Origin of the sequence: Klebsiella sp. 28 (assembly GCF_018223905.1) — a bacterium.
GTDB classification, from domain to species: Bacteria; Pseudomonadota; Gammaproteobacteria; order Enterobacterales; family Enterobacteriaceae; genus Klebsiella; species Klebsiella pneumoniae.
The window spans coordinates 25,974-44,375 of sequence record NZ_JAGRQY010000091.1; the positions used below are offsets into that span (position 1 = coordinate 25,974).

The following is an 18,402-nucleotide window of genomic DNA, read 5'->3' on the forward strand; positions in this document are numbered from 1 at the left end:
TGAACCGCCGCCACGCGATCGTCTTCATACATTACGTTCGCCGTCGATGTTGTTCTGCCTTCTGGCCGTAGACCTCGTTACGACAACGGCTTGTGGTTGCTAGTCGTAAAGCCATTTACCTGCTTTTGCTGATTCGGCAAACATTTTGATAGTTAAAGGTTTACGCGTTTTTTCTACATCTTCTCGTTTTACTTTAAACCACCGAGTTAGCATTGGAGTATTCTCCCAAGGGAAATAACACGACCATTTAACACTGGAAAGATCAACATTAAATTTTTGTTCAAATTTATTTAAAGCGTCATGCAGATCGTCGCCGGGAGCATCAAATAAGTCATAATCAAGTTCCAATGGGATTTCTTTCCAATTTTTATCTAAACGGGTTGAGATCTCATCTTTAAACAAGTCTAAAACCTGATCTTGAATGCTTTTCATTAAAAGGATGTCCATTGTATACGGTCTTTGGGGCGAGCTATTAGGTTGTATTTTTCCTGAGTTTTTCTTGAAACTTGATAAATTGAGTTTACAAGTCCTATCCAACCTAACCACGGAACATAACGGGCGATAACAGCAGCAAGACTATTCGTTTTTCTCATTCTTACACCAACGGGTGTAGGAACCCTAATACCAAATGGAGTTTTTGCATTTCTCAGAAGCATCCTTCCATATTTAGAAACAACACTTGTTCCTTTTATTGCCTCTCCTGGCTTTGTTCTGGTTTTTAGCCAAGGTTGCCCGGCGAGGATAGCGGCACCAGATTCAATACCAATGCCAAGTTCGTCACAAAATTGTTCAAGAAAAATGACATCAAAAAGTTCACCAGCCGAAAGATTGGATTGTCCGTGATAGAAATAGGTTCCATTTAGTTCTTCTGTCGTATCCATTTGCTCATCTATTATGCTGTTTGTCTTTCATTCCAGGCATCGGTGAAAATTATATTTCCGTCACAATGTTTCCAGGTGATCTTCTCATATCTAAGTTCGACAGATTCAAGATGATTGTTGTTCTTGTCTTCTGGGGAAGCCATTGTAGGAGATATTGATACGATTCGGACGCCTTCAAGTAGCATATTGAAGTATTCCACTTCTTGACCAGCATCGCTGATTTTATACCATTTGATTTCAGCAGATTTCAGGTTCTGACCAGTAGCTACTGCTTTGTAGAGGTATGGACTGGAATAGTCGAATTCTTTAACGATGATCATTGGTGAGTGCTGACGAGTGCCGGTAGGCTTGCCAGTGGCATTATCAGTGGGAATGGAGAGATTGTGATGAAACCCTTTAAATTCGATGCTGAACTCCCTGTCTGCAACATCACAACCACCTTTGATTAGTGCCCCACCGTCGTCGTATATCCACATATTACCTGGAATAGCCATGCTTCTTCTTCCCTCTATTATCATTAGTAAGAAAACAGTGTATCGAGTTGATTAAGCGCAGTAAATAATCAATGTGTCGTTTTTGGATTAATACGGGAAATATCTTCTCTGTAATGATGGTTTATATTTAAAAATAGCTGTCGTAAATATTTCATTGGGTTATTACGCCATTGGTATAGATTTTAAATATAAATGACCCTCAATAATATAATGCAGGCAATTATTGCCAGAAAGCGTAAGCGCGGCGCGATCCGGATTCCAGTTGCGCCGCGCGGGGATTATGGCGCCAGATAAACCTGGGGGACCGCGTTGTCCGGGTGCTGGACGAGGCGGACATCCGCTCCGTACCAGCGATGGATAACCGGCTGCTGGATCACCTCCTGCGGCGTGCCCTGGGCGACCAGATGGCCCTGGTGGAGCAGCAGGATGCGGTCGGCCCACAGGGCGGCGAGGTTAAGGTCATGCAGCACCACGCAGACGTGCAGTTGCCCGCCGGCGGTGAGCCGTTTGAGCAAACGCAGCAGGTGCTGCTGATAGTAAAGGTCCAGCGCCGAGGTGGGCTCATCGAGAAACAGCCAGCCCTGCGGCGCGCCGTCGCGCCATAGCTGCGCCAGACAGCGGGCCAGCTGCACCCGCTGCTGCTCGCCGCCGGAGAGGCCGGGATAGCGGCGACCGGCAAGGCCATCGCAGCCGGTGACGGCCATCACCGCCGCCAGCACCGCCGGATCCGCCGTCGCGCCCCACGGTGAGCGTCCCATGGCAATGACCGTTTCCACCGTCCAGTCGGCCTGCAGGGCCGTTCGCTGCAGCATGACCGCCCGCCGGCGCGATAGCGCCTCGGGGGACCAGGCCTCCAGCGGCTTGCCTGCAAGATGGCGGGTGCCGCTGTCCGGAGTCAGATAGCCGGTCAACAGGCGCAGCAGAGTGGATTTCCCGGCGCCGTTCGGCCCGATAAGCGCCGTCATCTCGCCGCCGCGCAGCGCGACGGAGACGTTGTCGATAATCTGTCGTTTACCAAGGTGAAGTGACAACCCCTGGGCGCAGTATTCATTAACCATGTCTGGAGTTCTCCCGACGAAAGACCAGCCACAGAAACCAGGGGGCGCCCAGCAGGCTGGTGAGCAGACCGACCGGTATCTCCGCCGGCGCCGCCACGGTGCGGGCCAGGGTGTCGGCCAGCAGAAGCAGGATCGCGCCGGCCAGCAGCGAGCCGGGGATCAGTCCGCGATGGTCCGGTCCCAGCCACAGGCGCATCAGGTGCGGCACCACCAGGCCGATAAAGCCGATGACTCCGCTGATGGCCACCGCGACGGCCACCAGCACCGCGCTGCACAGCAGCAGCCAGCGCTGCAGCGCCTGCACGTTGACCCCAAGATAGTGCGCCTCTTCATCGCCAAGCTGCAGCAGATTGAGGCGGGACGCCATCCACCACACCGCCAGCGCCGCCGGGATAATCAAGGTCGCGGCCACCAGCAGCGTCGGCCATTCGGCCTGGCCCAGACTGCCCATTCCCCACAGCGACAGCTGGCGCAGCTGGGCGTCATTGCTCAGCCAGGACAGGACGCCGACCAGCGCGCCGCACAGCGCGTTGATGGCGATCCCCACCAGCAGCAGGCGCGACAGCGAACCCTCCTCCGCCCGACTGAGGATGAAAATCACCACCATCACTGCCAGGCTGCCAATAAACGCCGCCAGCATCGGCATATACAGAGCGATCAGCCCCGCAGCGGAGAACGGGAGCACCAGCCAGCTGGCCACCGCCAGCGCGGCGCCGCTGCTGATTCCCAGCAGGCCCGGGTCGGCAAGCGGGTTGCGAAACAGCCCCTGCATCACGCAGCCGGAGAGGGCCAGCGCCGCGCCCACCAGCAGGGCCAGCAGCACCCGCGGCAGACGGATGGTCAGCCAGATATGGCGCAGCATGTCATCCCCGGAAGGCAGCAGGTTGACCAGCGGCAAGCGCATGGCGCCGAGGGTGGTGGCAAACAACGTCAGGGAGACCAGCAGCAGCGTCATCAGCAGCAAACGGCGAGCGAGGGCAGGGCGCATCAGGGCAACTGCTCCGCTTTGTTTCTCAGCGCGATTATCGCCTGCGGTGTGCGCGGCCCGAAGCCCAGCAGGGCCATATCGTCGATCGTCAGCAGCTGTTTATGACGCCCCGCCGGGGTCTGCGCCAGGCCGGGCAGTTTCCACAGCCCGGCTTCGCCGCCCATCCCTTTGAGACCATCGGCGGAGATCACCACCAGATCCGCCTGGCTGGCGGCGACCCCTTCCTGCGACATGGCGCGATAGTGGTCGAAGCCCTGCATCGCGTTCTGCAATCCGGCGGCGCGAATGGCGCCATCGGCCGCGGTATGCTGTCCGGCCACCAGGGTATTCATTCCGCCGTGGCTGAGAATAAACAGCACCCGCTTAGCAACCGGCTGCGTGGGAATGGCGGCGATCTGCTGCTGAAGCTGCTGGCGCAGCGCGTCGCCTGCCGCCGTTTTGCCTAACGCTTCGGCAATGACAGCAACTTTGTTATCGATCGCGGACAGACTTTCGCCGCCCGGCACGTTCACCACCTTCACCCCGCTCGCCTGCACTTTGTGTAAGACCAGCGAGGGCTGCGCCTGGGCGCTCGCTAACACCAGCTGCGGGCGTAACGCGAGGATCCCCTCGGCGTTCAGCTGTCGCAGGTAGCCGACGTCCGGCAGCTTTTGCGCCGCCGGGGGCCAGCTGCTGGTGCTGTCCCGCGCCACCAGGCTCTCCTCCGCGTGAAGGGCATAAACGATCTCAGTGACATCTCCGCCGAGTGTGACGAGCCGCTCAACGGCGGCGTGACTCAGCAGCGGGAAAGCGATCAAGAGCAGTAACCAGCGCATCATGCGGGCTGCCCTTCACGGGTCAGGCGGTCTACCTGCTGGCGCCATTGCGTCTGCTCGGGGTGCCCCTCGCTGCGCTGGCCGTAGAGCTGGGCAATCTGGGTGCCGTCTTTAGCGAACAGTTCGACGCTGGTGACGTGTCCGTCCGAAGTCGGCTTGCGGGTCACCCACACTTCATCGACGCTCTCTTCGCGCAGATGCAGGGTAAAAGTAGTATTGAAGATATTCAGCCAGCCGCGCATGGGGGCCAGCTTTTCCAGGGCGCCGGTAAAGATCTGCACGCAGCCGCGATTGCCGACGAAAATCATGATTTCATTGCCCTCCTGGCGCACCGTCTCCAGCAGCGACGGCAGCGCATGGCGATCCACGCGGCAGGCGAGGTCGTCGCTCACCAGACGGAAGGCCTGCTGGCGGGAAAGCTGATATTTACGCAGCAGACCGAAGAACTGGTGAACGTCGGTCATCGCGCGCCAGTCGTTCTCCAGGGCGGCGCCATCGGCGGTATCGGCATATTTCACCGGCTCCAGCGGGCGCAGGGTCAGCGGTGCCGGCGCCGCCACCCGATATTCCGCGATCAGGGTCTCCCAGGCCGCCATGTCGGTCTGCGTGGTCGCATAGACTTTCAGCAGGGCGTCGCCGTGGTGGTCGAAAAACTGGATGCTCTGACGGCCATTATCGTTCAGATGGAAGGCGCTGGCCCACTGGCTGAGGAACAGACGCAGGTCGAGCGCGCGCGGGTTCAGCACCAGCCCGGCGTGGCCGCTGAGGTGCTGGTGCGTGAACTGGCCCACCTGCTCATGCACGGAATACTCGTTGCGGCAGATGCATTTGGTTTCGCCGACGCGCTCCAGGGCGGCAATCAGCGCCCGGGCGTCATCGCTCAGGCGCACGGCATCATGGCCGAGGCGGGCGGCGGTCAGCTCGGCTTCGCTGATCCCCATTTCCGCGGCGATATCGCGGGCATATTTCGCGGTACTGGCCGCTTTGGTGGCCTGGTAGCGCTGCCACAGGTCAGGGTGTGCATTTGGCATAATCATATCCTTCTCGACGATGAATATCCCCGGCCGGCGGGCCGGGGGCAGGTGCGTTATTATTCGGGCAATCAGAAGTCGACGTTGACGCCCAGCTGCCAGGTGCGGCCCGGCATCACCGCCAGCGCTTTATCGTTGGCGTCCTGGTTGGTGCCGGTCTCGATATTGCGGCTGCTCAGGTAATCCCAGTATTTACGATCGGTGAGGTTGTAGACCCCGCCATTGAGGCGCACGTTTTTCGCCACCTGCCAGTACGCGGTCCAGTCCAGCATGCCGTAGCCCGGCACGCGCATATAGTCGCTGCTGGCATCGGTGATGGCGGATCCGCTGTTGCTGTAGCTTTCGCGGTTGGTGGCGGTCGCCTGTTTCCCTTTGACAAAGGTCGCCGTCAGGGCGGTGCCGTAGCGTTTCGCCGGATCGTCCCACGCCACGCCGACGATGGCTTTCATTGGCGCCACGCTGTCGAGGTCGACGTATTTATCGCCGCTGTAGCTGGATTTCGATTTCCCTTCGCTATAGCCGAGGGCGAGGGTGGCGCTCAGGCCGTCCACCTGCTCAAACCAGGTGCCAAAGTTAAATTTAGTGCTAATCTCACCGCCGTAGATATAGGCTTTATCGCGGTTTTCCGCCTGATAAATGGTGTAGATGTTCGACGGCACATTCGTGAACTGGCCCGGATTGTTGGCGCGGGTATAGCGGGTATAGGCGATAAAGTTCTTATAGCTGTTGTAGAACAGCGCCGTGCGCAGGGTGATGCCTTCGGTAACTTCCCCTTTCAGCCCCCACTCGAGATTATCGCTGGTTTCCGTCTTCAGATCGGTATTGCCGATCAGGGCATACTGCTGGCTGCCGGCGTAGCTGGAGCCGAGGTTCCAGGAGCCATACAGCTGGCTGGCGTTGGGGAACTGCGCCCCGCGCTGGTACTGCAGGTAGGTCATCAGGCGCGGGGTGAGGTCGTACTGGAAGGTCAACGACGGCAGAACCTGGGTATCGCTGTTTTTGCCGTACAGATTCGCCACCGACGATTCGCTCAGCACGCTGCTGTTGGCGGCGAGATCGGACAGATTTTCCGGCTTAGTCGATTGATGCACCACGCGCACGCCGGGAATAACGGCGAAGTTGTGGCTGTCGAGATCGAAGTTGATCTTATCCTGGACAAAGCCACCGAGGGTGTAGCTGCGGCTGTCTGCCTCCGGCTGCATGATCTCGCTGTAAACGCTGGGGATCGGCGACTGGCTGAACGGCCGCTGGGTTTTGCTGGTGCTGGCGTTGAAACCGGCGCTCAGATCGTGGCGGCCCAGGGTTTTCGCCAGCGCGGTCTGCAGGCCCCAGGTGTCGGTATCGTAGTTAGAGTTCACCGTCTGCATTTTGCGGGTGACGCTGTCCGGCATATAAGTCCAGTCATGGGCTTCGGTATGCTGGTAGTAGATTTTTGTGGAGACGCTGTCGAGGTAGTCGTTCATCGGCGTCCAGTCATCCTTCAGGCTCAGGCCCCAGCGCCGGGTCTGGCTGGTCTGGTTGGCGGTGCCGATGGTGCTGTTGCCGCTGGAGTCCCAGGTATCGTAGTGGGTGTGGTTGGTTTTATGGTAATAGTCGAAGGTGCTGGTCAGCTTGTGCTCATCGTTAGGCTGCCAGATCCCGGAGGCCAGAAAAGCATCGGAGTGCCAGTTCGCCGGGTTGGCGTCGACGGTGCCGCTGTTGTTTTCGGTTTCCTGGCCGTCACGGCGGCTATAGACCAAAATCCCGCGCAGGAACTCATCGCCGCCGGCGACTGTCACCCCGTTGTGCCAGCTGCGATCCGCAGAGTCGTAACCGCTGCGGTAGCCGAAGGCGCTGGTCTTGCCCGGGCGCAGGTAATCATCCGCTGATTTCGGGCGGAAGGAGACATTCCCCCCGATAGCGCTGTTGGCCGTTTCCGTCGAGGTGGCCCCGGACTGGATATCCACGCTGCCGTACATATACGGGTCGATATAATCGCGGCCGATGCCGAAGGTGTTGAGCCCGGCGCGGCCGACGTAGCCGCGGCCGGTGGCGTTGGGTTGCGCGATACCGTCCACGTCGATACCGACGCGGTTGCTCTCCATACCGCGAATGTTGTAGCCGGTGTAACCTCCGCGGTCGAAGCCGCTTTTGCCGTTGCCGGAGCCGCCGCTGGCCCCGGTGGCGCTGATGAGCGGCTCATAGCGCATGATTGAGCCGAAATCGTTAGCGCCTTTATTCTCCAGCTCCCGGGCGCTGATGCTGTGTTCGCTACCGGCTTTCTGCACCGGCGCGGGGGCGGTGACGGTCATTTGTTCCGAGGTGTCATCCACCGCCTCGCCGCTAACGGCGGAAGTGTCTGCTGCGATGGCAGAAGTCTGATAAATTGCTGCAAACAAAGAGGTCACCAGCAGGCGTTTTTTACACCATGCTGCTGACGGAGTCGATTTGTACATAGTCGCCACGCCTTGATCGTTATTAGTATCGGCTCACGCGTTACTTCCAGAGATGCAGGTTGCTCCGTCTTTTCCGTTGCGGATGGGGTCTTACTCCATTTGTTGATTGCGAATGGTAATGATAGGTATTATCGTTTGCAACAAAATAATCATGTGTTCTTCATTTAAACTGCACTTTGTTTACAATTTGCCCTTTCAGACTTAGCGAGACGACGATGAACTCAAAAGCGGCCATCACCATCACCTACTGTTCCCAGTGCAACTGGATGCTGCGCGCCAGCTGGATGGCGCAGGAGCTGTTACATACCTTCAGCACCGACATCGCCTCGGTGACGTTGGTGCCGGGGACCGGCGGGATCTTCACGATCAATGTCGACGGTCAGCAGATCTGGGAGCGCAAGCAGGATGGCGGTTTTCCGGATGCGGCCGAGCTGAAACGCCGGGTGCGCGATGTCTGTTTCCCGGAGAGGCCGCTGGGCCATGTGGATAAAGGTGACCAGAAGGGGTGACAACTCCCTCCGGACGACAAGCGCCCGGAGGATAAACCGTTAGCGGGCTAACTGCACGTCAACCAGCACGCTCTGTCGGCGGGTGCGTATGAGGGATACCGCTTCTTCCAGCACGCCGGGGAGATCTTCGGCCCGGGAAACCGACAGGGCCGCCGCGCGGCTGGAGGCGGCGATCGCGGCGAAATCCGGCGAGGTGGTAAAGGCGGTGGCTGGAATGGTTTCCGCGCGGGCCGCGTAGCCGTCCGGGTAGAGCGCTTTGGTGCCGCCCGCGACGGCGCCCCACCCGCCGTTATTTCCGACCACGACGAGGACAGGAAGCTTCATTACCTCTGCAATATGGTGGCAGACCGCAGGGTTGGCGAACAGGTACGACCCGTCGCCGACGGCGGCAATAATCAGCTCTTCCCGGCGCGCAAGCTGCAGCCCCAGCGCGATGGGCAGGGCTTCGCCCAGGCCGCCGGCCAGCGCTTCCTGGTAATAGCTCTCGGCATGGGTCAGTCCGGCAAACTGCGGCAGCGTGGTCAGTTCAGAAACGATCCGGCCGCGGTGTTGATTAGCCAGATGGCCGAGGCAGTAGCTGAGCCAGGGTTTGGTAATGGCCCCGCTCTGGCTGGCATGGAGAAGCGCGTCGCGCTGGTTTTTCTGTTGCTGGATGCGGTTCTGCGTATATGCCGCCCGCTCCGCCACATGCTGCTGGCGGGCGGCCTGCAGCGGGCGCAGCGCCTCTTCCAGCAGGCTGAAGACTTCATCGGTCTCGCCCGCCAGGTTGATGTCCGCGCGATAGCCGCGCACCGGGTAGCGGGAGAAGAGCGGATCGGGGCCCATCTGGATCACGGTGCAGTCCTGGCGACAGTCGCCCTCGGCGATCATCCATGGCGCCTGCGAGTCGACCACCAGAATCACATCGGCGTCAGCGAGCCAGACTCTGGGATCAGCCCCGGCGAGCAGGGGATTATCGGCGCTTAGGGTAACCTCGGTGCCCCAGTATTCCACCAGAGGGATCGCCCATTCGCGCACCAGACTATCGAGGCGCGCAAAGCCTTCCGCCGTTCGGGCGCCGCGCTGGGCGAAGATGACCGGGTGTCTGGCGCAGGCGATTGCCTCGGCTGCACGGGCGATATCTTCCCGGACTGGCGCATAGCGGACCGGCTGCTGCGAAGGGCCAGCCTGCAGCGCGGCCTCATCGACGGCAAAGGTTTCGCACAGTGGCTCACGCGGTAAGCTCAGGTAGACCGGCCCTTTCGGCAGGGAGCTAGCGATCGCCCAGGCCCGGTCAACATGCTCGCCGATCTGATCGGCCAGCCGCAGTTCAAAATCCCACTTCACGGATTCACGGATCAGCGCCGCCTGGTCGCGCATCTCCTGGCCGTAGCCAATCGGCGTATTACGGCAGCCGAAGTGGGAATGTTCGCTTATCGGCGTGCGGCCGCCAAAAATCAGCACCGGAATATTGCTGTTCGCCAGATTGATGACGCCGCAGGCGGCGTTGGCTAGCCCGACGTTGGTGTGAACCATCACCGCCTGCACCTTGCCGGTGCCGAGGTAATAGCCATGGGCCATGCCGATGGCGGCGTTTTCATGCGGGCAGATCACTAACTCCGGTACCTTTTGCCCGGTCGCCCGGGCCTTTGCCCAGGCTTCAATGACTGGAGGATAATCGGTGCCCGAGTTGATAAAAATATACGCCACGTCCAGCGCCTGTAGCCGATGCAGTAACAGTTCAGCAGCCGATAATGTGATAGAGGCCATATTCTCTCCGTATTCACGCGGTGTAATCGCGGTAATTAAAAGGTTAAGAAAATAAATCCGCCCATCGTAATGATGGAGGCAATAATACTCAGCGCCATCGTCGAGGCCATTTCCTGCTCGCCGGTTTTATACTGCATAGCAATAATTATCGCGATGGAGCCTACCGGGATAGCCATCGTCAATACGACTTCCTTTATTTGCTCCATGCTGAAGCCCATTTTTAATAAAATGAGATAGCAGGCGCCGGGGACCAGAATATTGCGGGCGATAACGGTGATAATGGTAGCGGTGGTGATAACAATGCTGCGCGTATAGAGCACGATCCCGGCGGCAAACAGCGCCAGCCCGCCAGAGGCTTTGCCCAGCAGACCCAGCGACATCGAGATAGTCTGCGGAATATGGATATCCGCCAGCACGATGATCAGGGCGATCACCGGCGACCAGACCACGGGTTGTTTAATGGCGTTCACCACCCGTGCGCCAAAGGAAATATGCTGGCTCTTATCGCCGGTGGCGACCGACATCAGTATCATCACCAGCGGCAGCTGGAAGACGTTTTGCGTGATGCTGGACACGGTGATCAGCGACGCGCTGACGGTGCCAAATAAAAAGGCCAGCACTGAGGTGCCGATAAACGGGACTGCCGGCGAGCCGATGGCCAGCGCCTGCAGCGTACTGAGGGCGAGGTCGCGTCGAAACAGATAGCGGGCGACCAGTAAGGGAATGACGAAGCTGAGAATCAGCGCCAGGATGATAGCCACGGCGACCGGGCCCATGGTCATGACGATGTGTCGCGGCGTCATCACCATATTGCTGAAAATACTTAGCGGCAATGCGTAGAGCATCACAATTTTATTGATGTCTCCTGCCTGCTGCCAGTTAAAGTCTTTTCGTTTACCGCTAATATAGCCGATGATGACGGTAATGATGACCGGTAATATAGCGCCTGAAATTAATAGAATATTGTTCTGTGTCATGGTGATATATTCTCATTATAAATTATCTTCGGATCAGAAATGTGTTTTGCCGTGGGTGGTGAGATAAATAAATCCTTTTGAAGTATGCGTTCCGGTGATTTTTGAGCGTATTGATAGCGATATTTATTCGCTAAAAAAGGGCGCAGGGGAAATGCAAAAACCGTTTATTCAATGAGTAAATATCATGCCAATGAAATTTAAGCAGATTCAGGCATTTATTACCGTCGCCCGCGAAGGCAATATGACCCTGGCCGCAGAGAAAATGGGGATCACCCAGTCGGGACTGAGCCGACTGCTATTGAGCCTGGAAGCGGACCTGAGCGCATCCTTATTCGAACGACATAAGCACGGCATGGCGTTGAGCGAATATGGCAGCGCCTTTTTACCCTACGCGCTGACGATGCTGAATACCGAACAAAAGGCGCGCGAGGAAATTGAGCTCATCCGCGGCGCCGGGAAAGGCATTCTGCGGATTGGCTGCGTTTCCAGTCTGCTGACCAGCCATTTCATCGATAAGCTGGCGGCTTTCCATCAGCGCCACCCCCAGATCCATCTGCGGATCGTCGACCGCATTGACTCCGAGCTATATAAGCTGTTGCTGATGCACGACATCGATATCGCCCTCTGCGGCCCCTTACCGCATGATGAGAAAATCGTGGTGCGGGGCAAAATTAACTGGCAGGACCGGATCTGCATCGTCGCCAGGCAGCACCACCCACTGCATCAGGCGGCGGACGTCACCCTGGAGGCGATGCTGGACTATCCGTGGATCATGCCGCCGCCGTCTAGTACGCCAATGAACATCCTGGCGGATATCTTTCGCGCCCGGCAGTTGCCCTGTCCGCAACCGGTTATTGAGTGCGCCTCATCCTCGGCCATTAAGGCCTTTCTGTGCGAGAGCGATCTGTTAACGTCGATGCCGGCCCCGGTTTACCGACACGAAGAAGCGCTTGGCCTGCTGCGCCCGTTTGAGCTCGAGGGCAGCGTTTTTATCCGGGATTTCTATGCCTACAGCCATTTCGGGGTTCTGTCCGGGGCAGCCCTGCAGTTGATTCAGCATCTAAAGCAGTGAGTCTGGTCGGGTATGGATATTAAGGTGTATGATAAATACACCTTAAGAGCAGACGAAAGGCGGGGAGATGGGGAAGCGTATCGAACGGGAAAAAATGACGATTCAGCGGATGATTGCCCTCTACCAGCGGCGCTGTCCCGAGGCGCAGGCCGATAATGCGCACTATCAGGCGCTGAACGCCTACGCTGACAAGCGCCTTGATAAGTGCGTGTTTGGCGAGAACAAACCGGCCTGCAAGCAGTGTCCGGTGCATTGCTACCAGCCGGCGAAGCGCGAGGAGATGAAGCAGATTATGCGCTGGGCCGGGCCGCGGATGCTCTGGCGCCACCCGATCCTCACTGTTCGCCATCTGCTGGACGACAGGCGCCCGGTGCCGCCGCTGCCGGAAAAATATCGACCGAAAAAGTAGCGGCTTTCCCTGGTCAGCGCTGCGCAGCCGGGCGACAAGTCGTGCTCTTGTAGCCCCGGCAAGGCGTTAGCCGCCACCGGGGATAATTGCTGAAGTTTTCTGTTTCTGACTATCGCGGATCGTGCTTGCGACAAAGGCGACCACAAACAGCGCGGTAAACAGCACCACGATAGTCGGCGCTGGCGCGCTGTCGAGATAAAACGCCAGCCACACCCCTCCCGCCGAGCAGCCGATGGCCACCGCTACCGCCAGCAGCAGGGCGTGGATAAAGCGTCTCACCAGCAGAAGCGCGATCGCCCCGGGGGCAATCAGCAGCGAAATCGACAGAATAATCCCCACCGACTGCAGCGTCGCGACGATGGTCAGGGCGATCATGCACAGCAGGCCGTAGTGCAGCAGTCCGCCGCGCAGGCCGCTGGCTTTAGCCTGCGTTGGATCGAAGGCGTGCAGCAAAAAATCCCGCCATTTGAGACCGATAATCAACGCAATCACCAGTGCGATCGCCGTCGTTTGCCCAATATCGCTGAGGGAGATCCCCAGCATATCGCCGAACAGGATATGGTCGAGATGAACATCGGACTGGATCGCTACGTACAGCACCAGTCCGGCGCCAAACATGCCGGAGAAGACAATCCCCATGATGGTATCGCGCTTGAGTCGGCTGTTATCGTCGAGAAAACCGGTCGTCACGGCGCACAGCAGACCGGCGATAAACGCGCCGATGGCGAAGGGGATGCCGATAATGTAGGCCAGCACCACGCCCGGAAAGACCGCGTGGCTCATGGCGTCGCCCATCAGCGCCCAGCCTTTGAGCACCAGAAACACCGACAGCAGCGCGCAGGGAATGGCGACGACGATCGATATCGCTATCGCATTGACCATAAAAGGAAACTGGAACGGGGCCAGGAACAGGTTCAGCATGCGGCCTCCCTGGCGCGGCGGCGGCTGGCCAGCAGGCCGTGCTTCGGCGCGAAGATAAAGGTGATGAGGAACAGCAGCGTTTGCGCGACCACGATAATGCCGCCGGTGGCGCCGTCGAGATAGTAGCTGAGCCAGGCGCCGAAGAAACTGGTCAGGCTGCCGATAGCCACGGCGATAGCCAGCAGGCGCGGGAAGCGATCGGTTAACAGCCACGCGGTGGCCCCGGGAGTGACCACCAGGCAGATGACCAGAAAGGCGCCGACGGTCTGCAGCGCCGCCACGGTGCAGGCGGCCAGCAGGGTAAAGAACAGCAGCTTCAGGCCGCGGGTGTTCAGGCCAATCGAGCGGGCGTGGTGTTCATCAAAGAAGGTCACCATCAGGTCTTTCCATTTCAGCAGCAGAATCGCCATTGAGATAAAGCCGATCGCCGCCAGCTGGATAATATCCTCCGGGGCGATGGCCAGAATATTGCCGAGGATGATGGTCTGAATATTCACCGACGTCGGATTCAGCGACACCATAAACAGCCCGATCCCGAAGAAGGAGGAGAAGATCAGCCCGATAATAGCATCCTCTTTTAGCCGCGAGCGCTGCTGCAAAAACAGCATGCTGCCCGCCGCCAGACCGCCGGAGAGAAACGCGCCGAGCGCGAAAGGCAGGCCGAGCATATAGGCCCCGGCGACGCCGGGCACAATCGAGTGGGAGAGGGCGTCGCCAATCAGCGACCAGCCTTTGAGCATCAGGTAGCAGGAGAGAAACGCGCAGACGCCGCCCACCAGCGCCGACACCCACATCGCATTGAGCATATAGTGATAGCCAAACGGCTCCAGCAGCCAGCTCATCGTGGGCCTCCCGCCGCGCGCCGGCTGATAAACGGCCGCTCGTCATCGGTGATAACCTGCGCTTCCGCGCCGGTCAGCGCGACGTGGCGCAGCACGCCGCTGAAAGCCCGCTCCAGATTCTCGGCAGTGAAGGTGGTTTCTGTCGGGCCGCTGGCCAGCACGGTGCCTTTCACCATCACCGTATAATCACAAAATTCACTCACTGACCCGAGGTTATGGGTGGAGACCAGCATGGTACAGCCCTCATCGCGGAGCTCGCGCAGCAGGCTGATGATCCGCGCTTCGGTCTGCACATCGACGCCGGTGAAAGGCTCATCCAGCAGGATCACCTGACCCTGCTGAGCGATGGCGCGGGCAAGAAAGACGCGCTTTTTCTGCCCGCCGGAGAGCTCGCCAATCTGCCGATGGCGGTACTCGCTCATGCCCACGCGGGCCAGCGCGGCATCGACAATTTCGCGATCGCGCGGCTTTGCCCGCCGCAGCCAGCCCATATGGCCGTAGCGGCCCATCATCACCACATCCTCCACCAGCACCGGGAAGGACCAGTCCACCTCTTCCGACTGCGGGACATAGGCGACCAGGTTCTGGCGCAGCGCGCGGTTGACCGGCTGGCCGAGTATGGCGATCTCGCCGTGACCAACGCGCACAAAGCCCATCAGCGCTTTAAACAGCGTGGATTTACCCGAGCCGTTAACCCCCACCAGCGCGGCAATGGAGCCGCGCGGCACGCTGAACGAGGCGTCGCGCAGGGCAGTGTGGCCGTTGCGCCAGGTGACGGTGAGCTGGTCGACATACAGTCCCGCTTGCGCTGCATTCATGGCTGCTTCCTCATCCCGTCCTGGATACCGTTGACGATGGTTTCGGTGGTGACGCGCAGCAGGTCGAGCCAGGTCGGCACCGGGCCGTCGGCGGCGCTCAGCGAATCGACATACAGCACGCCGCCGTAGTGGGCCCCGGCTTCCCGCGCCACCTGACGCGCCGGTTTATCGGAGATGGTGCTTTCGCTGAAGATGGTCGGGATGCGTTCTTTCTTCATGGTGTCGATAACCTTGCGCACCTGTTGCGGGGTGCCCTGCTGGTCGGCATTGATCGGCCACAGATACAGTTCGCGCAGGCCATAGTCGCGGGCCAGATAGGAGAAGGCTCCCTCGCTGGTGACCAGCCAGCGCTTATCCGCCGGCAGCTGCGCCAGTCTGGCCTGCAGCGGCGCCATCGTCTGACGGATCTTCTCTTTGTAGGCCTCGGCGTTACGGCGATAGGTGTCGGCGTGAGGCGGATCGTACTTCACCAGCGCATCGCGAATGTTATCGACATAGATCAGGGCGTTATCTGCCGACATCCAGGCATGGGGATTGGGCTTCCCGCTATAGGGGCCCGCGCTGATGCCCATCGGCTGGATCCCCTCGCTGACCACCACCTCCGGAACGCCCTGTAAGTGCTGATAAAAACGGGCAAACCACCGTTCGAGATTAAGCCCATTGCTGAGGATCAGCTGCGCCCCCTGCGCGCGTTTGATATCGCCGGGCGTGGGCTGGTAATCATGGATCTCCGCGCCCGGTTTAGTAATGCAGCTCACGTCGGCGGCGTCGCCGGCCACGTTCTGCGCCATATCGGCGATAACCGTGAAGGTGGTGATAACCCTGAATTTCTCCTGCGCCGAGGCCGGCGTCGCGGCCAGCAGAGCCAGCGCGCTGGCCAGCAGCAATGATTTCAGCGGTGTCAGGTGTAGCATAGGATCCCTCGCAATGGTGTGGTTAATTTCCCAGCGTTTATAGCCATTGCTATGTTATATAGCACAAGCTATTTATAAATGAAAATAATTCTTATTTGCATGCGTGGGTAATAATGAGCCGGGAAACGAAAGCGCGAAAAGGGGAGGTAAGTCTGGCCCGGCGCCAACCGGGCGAAGATCAAGAGATATCGGCGACCGACTGGCGCGGGATCAGGCGGCCAGCCAGCGAGCGGCCCTCGGTGGCGAAGGTTGGCCGGTCGTCAATCAGGCTGCGAATACGCTGAATACAGTTATCCAACAGCGCCTCCAGTGGCCAGGAGATGCAGGTCAGCGGCGGGTAGAGCAGCGAGGCGAGCGGGGAATCCTCAAGGCTCAGCAGGGAGACCTCCTGCGGGACGGCGATGGTGAATTCGCGCAGCAGACGCATCGCCTCAGCCGCGTAGCGGTCGCGTTTAACGATAATGACTGAGTATTTACTGAAGCTGTTAATTAAGGTCAGCAGCGCCTGCTCGACGTCATCGTTGGCCGTCAGCACCAGCTGACGGTTAAAAGGAATGGAGTAGTTCTGCAGGACGTTGCGGTAGCCTTCCAGCATCTGACGGCTGGCATCGTCGCTATCGCTGTCCACCAGCAGGGCGATGTTGCGGTGTCCCTTGCCAATCACATAGCGGCAGGCGCTTTCGGTGGCAAAGGCGAAGTCATAGCCCTGGCTGTTGCTCCCGGCGACGCCGAAGCGGTCAAAGGCGATAACGTTGCGCGGCGCGTCGGCGGCAACGGCGCCCAGCACCACCACCGCCACGCACTGGCGCTGCAGATCGTCGATTACCGCCGCCTGCTCTACCGGGTCGCTGACGTACTGGACCAGCAGGCTTTTATTCAGCCCTTTCAGCGCCTGAGAGAGCAGCGGCAGCAGACGTGCGCCGTGGCTTTCGTCCTGCGCGGAAATCACCAGACCAACGTGGCTGGATGTCTGACTGGCGAGGTTTTGCGCGGCAAAGCTCGGGCGATAGTTGAGTTCTTCAACGGCCCGCAGCACAGCTTCCCGGCTCTCTTCGCGCACGCCCCGGGTGCCGGTCAGCACGCGGGATACCGTCGCTCTTGAGACATTCGCTAATCTTGAAACATCATCAATCGTTGGCATGGCTTTTTCTGTCTGAACATTTTCGCCTAGCTTAACATACCTGCTGAAAAAAGTGTCTACCGCTGCCCTTGCGCGGCGCCGGGAAGCCGGGGCAGCCAGGCCGCGCCGCGCACGCCGCTGGCGTCGCCGAAACGGGCCGGTTTGATCTGCGTGCGGCAGGTGTCGGAGAAGATCCACGGCACGATGGCGGCAGGCAGATCGCGATAGATCTGGCTGACGTTGGACAGACCGCCGCCCAGCACAATCACCTGCGGGTCGAGAATATTGATCACCGACGCCAGGCTGCGGGCAAAGGCATCGATAAAGTGTCGCCAGTGGGCCAGCGCGCGCGGATCGCCGTTTTGCGCCGCGGCGACAATGGCTTCCGCACGGGCTTGTTCCCCATAGCGGCGGGCGAAGCCGGTGCCGGAGAGAAAGCTTTCGATGCAGTTCGTTTTGCCGCAGTAGCAGGGCTGCGGCGGGCCATCGCGCTCAGGAGTATAGCCCGGCAGCGGATTATGCCCCCACTCCCCGGCGATAGCGTTGGGGCCGCTGAGCAGCTGTTGATGAACGGCGATCCCGCCGCCGCAGCCGGTACCGATAATCACCCCGAAGACGGTGGTAGCTCCGGCGCCGGCGCCATCCACCGCCTCCGAAAGGGTGAAGCAGTCGGCATCGTTTGCCATCCACACCGGCTGGCCAAGCTGCTGCATGATATCCCGGCGCAGATCGTGACCGTTGAGCACCAGGCAGTTGCAGTTTTTAATGCGTCCGCTTTGCGGATCGATAGCCCCGGGCAGGCCGATCCCCAGGGTGAACGGCTGCGGGCTGACCGCGCGAATATCGGCAATCAGGGTCAGCAGCTGACGCATAAAGGCGTCATAGCTCTCTTTGTGGGTCGGCCGGCGCAGGCGCTGGACGCATTCGCCCGCCGGGTCCAGCAGTACGGCTTCCATTTTGGTGCCGCCAATATCTATTCCAAGATGTAACATAGTGACCTCGGGGAATCAGGCCCGGCCAGCGCGTCTGGCCGGGCAAGGCGCTAGGCGTGAAGCGGCTGCGCGCGGTAAATCGCAATCAGTTCGGCAATCAGCTCTTTCGCCAGAATGGATGTCATCAGGTGATCCTGAGCATGGACCATTACCAGCGTCATTTTGGTTTTTCCCTCGCCTTCGTCAGCTTCGATAAGCTGGGTCTGTACAAGGTGAGCTTCGCGGGAATAGTGCGCCGCTTCCTGCATTTTGGCGTCGGCGGTGGCGAAATCACCCGCTTTAGCGGCGTGCAGCGCTTCGTAGCACAGGCTACGTGACTGGCCGGCATTGATGATGATCCCCATCACCTGTTCTTCTAATTCCATGATTATCCTCTG

Annotated in this window: 20 protein-coding genes; 3 read left to right on the top strand and 17 right to left on the bottom strand. The window is 59.2% G+C overall.

Annotated elements, in window-relative coordinates; all coding sequences use genetic code 11:
• Nucleotides 1–99: 99 nt before the first annotated feature.
• The 8 genes from KHQ28_RS16390 to KHQ28_RS16425 form a co-directional block, all read right to left on the bottom strand.
• Complete coding sequence (locus KHQ28_RS16390; protein WP_008806210.1) at nucleotides 100–447, bottom strand: DUF1493 family protein; 348 nt, start codon at nucleotides 445–447, stop codon at nucleotides 100–102.
• Entirely contained in the window at nucleotides 432–881 is a 450-nt protein-coding gene (locus tag KHQ28_RS16395) for an STM2901 family protein (protein ID WP_004188736.1), read from the bottom strand. Before KHQ28_RS16395 ends, KHQ28_RS16390 begins: the two co-directional genes overlap by 16 nt.
• 11 nt (nucleotides 882–892) lie before the next feature.
• The gene (locus KHQ28_RS16400; protein ID WP_002915094.1) at nucleotides 893–1,375 is read right to left on the bottom strand and encodes an Hcp family type VI secretion system effector; all 483 of its coding nucleotides are present in this window, start codon (nucleotides 1,373–1,375) and stop codon (nucleotides 893–895) included.
• 278 nt (nucleotides 1,376–1,653) lie between these two features.
• A complete protein-coding gene (locus KHQ28_RS16405) occupies nucleotides 1,654–2,433 on the bottom strand; it encodes a heme ABC transporter ATP-binding protein (RefSeq protein WP_004149516.1) in 780 nt (259 codons plus the stop codon).
• Nucleotides 2,426–3,421, bottom strand: coding sequence for an iron ABC transporter permease (locus tag KHQ28_RS16410; RefSeq protein WP_004174663.1), 996 nt, complete (start codon nucleotides 3,419–3,421; stop codon nucleotides 2,426–2,428). Before KHQ28_RS16410 ends, KHQ28_RS16405 begins: the two co-directional genes overlap by 8 nt.
• Nucleotides 3,421–4,239, bottom strand: a complete 819-nt coding sequence (locus tag KHQ28_RS16415; RefSeq protein WP_004181072.1) for a hemin ABC transporter substrate-binding protein — start codon at nucleotides 4,237–4,239, stop codon at nucleotides 3,421–3,423. The genes KHQ28_RS16410 and KHQ28_RS16415 overlap by 1 nt, the downstream gene beginning before the upstream one ends.
• Nucleotides 4,236–5,267, bottom strand: a complete 1,032-nt coding sequence (locus KHQ28_RS16420; protein ID WP_032418402.1) for a hemin-degrading factor — start codon at nucleotides 5,265–5,267, stop codon at nucleotides 4,236–4,238. Before KHQ28_RS16420 ends, KHQ28_RS16415 begins: the two co-directional genes overlap by 4 nt.
• Before the next feature lie 71 nt (nucleotides 5,268–5,338).
• Nucleotides 5,339–7,702: a TonB-dependent receptor gene (locus tag KHQ28_RS16425; protein WP_032418403.1), complete on the bottom strand. Its 2,364-nt coding sequence runs from the start codon at nucleotides 7,700–7,702 to the stop codon at nucleotides 5,339–5,341.
• 215 nt (nucleotides 7,703–7,917) lie between these two features.
• Between KHQ28_RS16425 and KHQ28_RS16430 the strand changes: the two genes are divergently transcribed.
• Nucleotides 7,918–8,211: a SelT/SelW/SelH family protein gene (locus KHQ28_RS16430; protein WP_032418404.1), complete on the top strand. Its 294-nt coding sequence runs from the start codon at nucleotides 7,918–7,920 to the stop codon at nucleotides 8,209–8,211.
• Nucleotides 8,212–8,250: 39 nt separating this feature from the next.
• On the opposite strand, the gene KHQ28_RS16435 is transcribed toward KHQ28_RS16430, so the two are convergent.
• Both KHQ28_RS16435 and KHQ28_RS16440 read right to left on the bottom strand, forming a co-directional pair.
• Nucleotides 8,251–9,960, bottom strand: a complete 1,710-nt coding sequence (locus KHQ28_RS16435; RefSeq protein ID WP_032418405.1) for a thiamine pyrophosphate-requiring protein — start codon at nucleotides 9,958–9,960, stop codon at nucleotides 8,251–8,253.
• A 35-nt stretch (nucleotides 9,961–9,995) separates the two neighbouring features.
• Nucleotides 9,996–10,937 carry an AEC family transporter gene (locus KHQ28_RS16440; protein ID WP_002915041.1) on the bottom strand — a complete coding sequence of 314 codons (942 nt, stop codon included), beginning with the start codon at nucleotides 10,935–10,937 and terminating at the stop codon, nucleotides 9,996–9,998.
• A gap of 184 nt (nucleotides 10,938–11,121) precedes the next feature.
• Between KHQ28_RS16440 and KHQ28_RS16445 the strand changes: the two genes are divergently transcribed.
• On the top strand, nucleotides 11,122–12,009 hold the full coding sequence (locus tag KHQ28_RS16445) for a LysR family transcriptional regulator (RefSeq protein WP_004151056.1): 888 nt from the start codon (nucleotides 11,122–11,124) through the stop codon (nucleotides 12,007–12,009).
• Between the two features lie 67 nt (nucleotides 12,010–12,076).
• Complete coding sequence (locus KHQ28_RS16450; protein WP_032412958.1) at nucleotides 12,077–12,418, top strand: nitrous oxide-stimulated promoter family protein; 342 nt, start codon at nucleotides 12,077–12,079, stop codon at nucleotides 12,416–12,418.
• 66 nt (nucleotides 12,419–12,484) lie between these two features.
• Here KHQ28_RS16450 and KHQ28_RS16455 read toward each other — a convergent pair whose 3' ends face one another.
• The 7 genes from KHQ28_RS16455 to KHQ28_RS16485 all read right to left on the bottom strand — a co-directional run bounded on the left by KHQ28_RS16455 (nucleotide 12,485) and on the right by KHQ28_RS16485 (nucleotide 18,390).
• Entirely contained in the window at nucleotides 12,485–13,339 is an 855-nt protein-coding gene (locus KHQ28_RS16455; RefSeq protein ID WP_004181059.1) for a metal ABC transporter permease, read from the bottom strand.
• Nucleotides 13,333–14,181, bottom strand: a complete 849-nt coding sequence (sitC, locus tag KHQ28_RS16460) for an iron/manganese ABC transporter permease subunit SitC (protein ID WP_004145794.1) — start codon at nucleotides 14,179–14,181, stop codon at nucleotides 13,333–13,335. The genes KHQ28_RS16455 and sitC overlap by 7 nt, the downstream gene beginning before the upstream one ends.
• Nucleotides 14,178–14,999 carry a manganese/iron ABC transporter ATP-binding protein gene (locus KHQ28_RS16465; protein ID WP_016532613.1) on the bottom strand — a complete coding sequence of 274 codons (822 nt, stop codon included), beginning with the start codon at nucleotides 14,997–14,999 and terminating at the stop codon, nucleotides 14,178–14,180. Before KHQ28_RS16465 ends, sitC begins: the two co-directional genes overlap by 4 nt.
• On the bottom strand, nucleotides 14,996–15,913 hold the full coding sequence (locus KHQ28_RS16470; protein ID WP_032418406.1) for a metal ABC transporter substrate-binding protein: 918 nt from the start codon (nucleotides 15,911–15,913) through the stop codon (nucleotides 14,996–14,998). Before KHQ28_RS16470 ends, KHQ28_RS16465 begins: the two co-directional genes overlap by 4 nt.
• A 178-nt stretch (nucleotides 15,914–16,091) precedes the next feature.
• The gene (locus KHQ28_RS16475; RefSeq protein ID WP_004181055.1) at nucleotides 16,092–17,054 is read right to left on the bottom strand and encodes a LacI family DNA-binding transcriptional regulator; all 963 of its coding nucleotides are present in this window, start codon (nucleotides 17,052–17,054) and stop codon (nucleotides 16,092–16,094) included.
• Nucleotides 17,055–17,110: 56 nt separating this feature from the next.
• Nucleotides 17,111–18,025 carry an ROK family protein gene (locus KHQ28_RS16480; RefSeq protein ID WP_004149504.1) on the bottom strand — a complete coding sequence of 305 codons (915 nt, stop codon included), beginning with the start codon at nucleotides 18,023–18,025 and terminating at the stop codon, nucleotides 17,111–17,113.
• A 50-nt stretch (nucleotides 18,026–18,075) separates the two neighbouring features.
• Complete coding sequence (locus tag KHQ28_RS16485) at nucleotides 18,076–18,390, bottom strand: PTS lactose/cellobiose transporter subunit IIA (protein ID WP_002914983.1); 315 nt, start codon at nucleotides 18,388–18,390, stop codon at nucleotides 18,076–18,078.
• Between the last annotated feature and the right edge of the window lie 12 nt (nucleotides 18,391–18,402).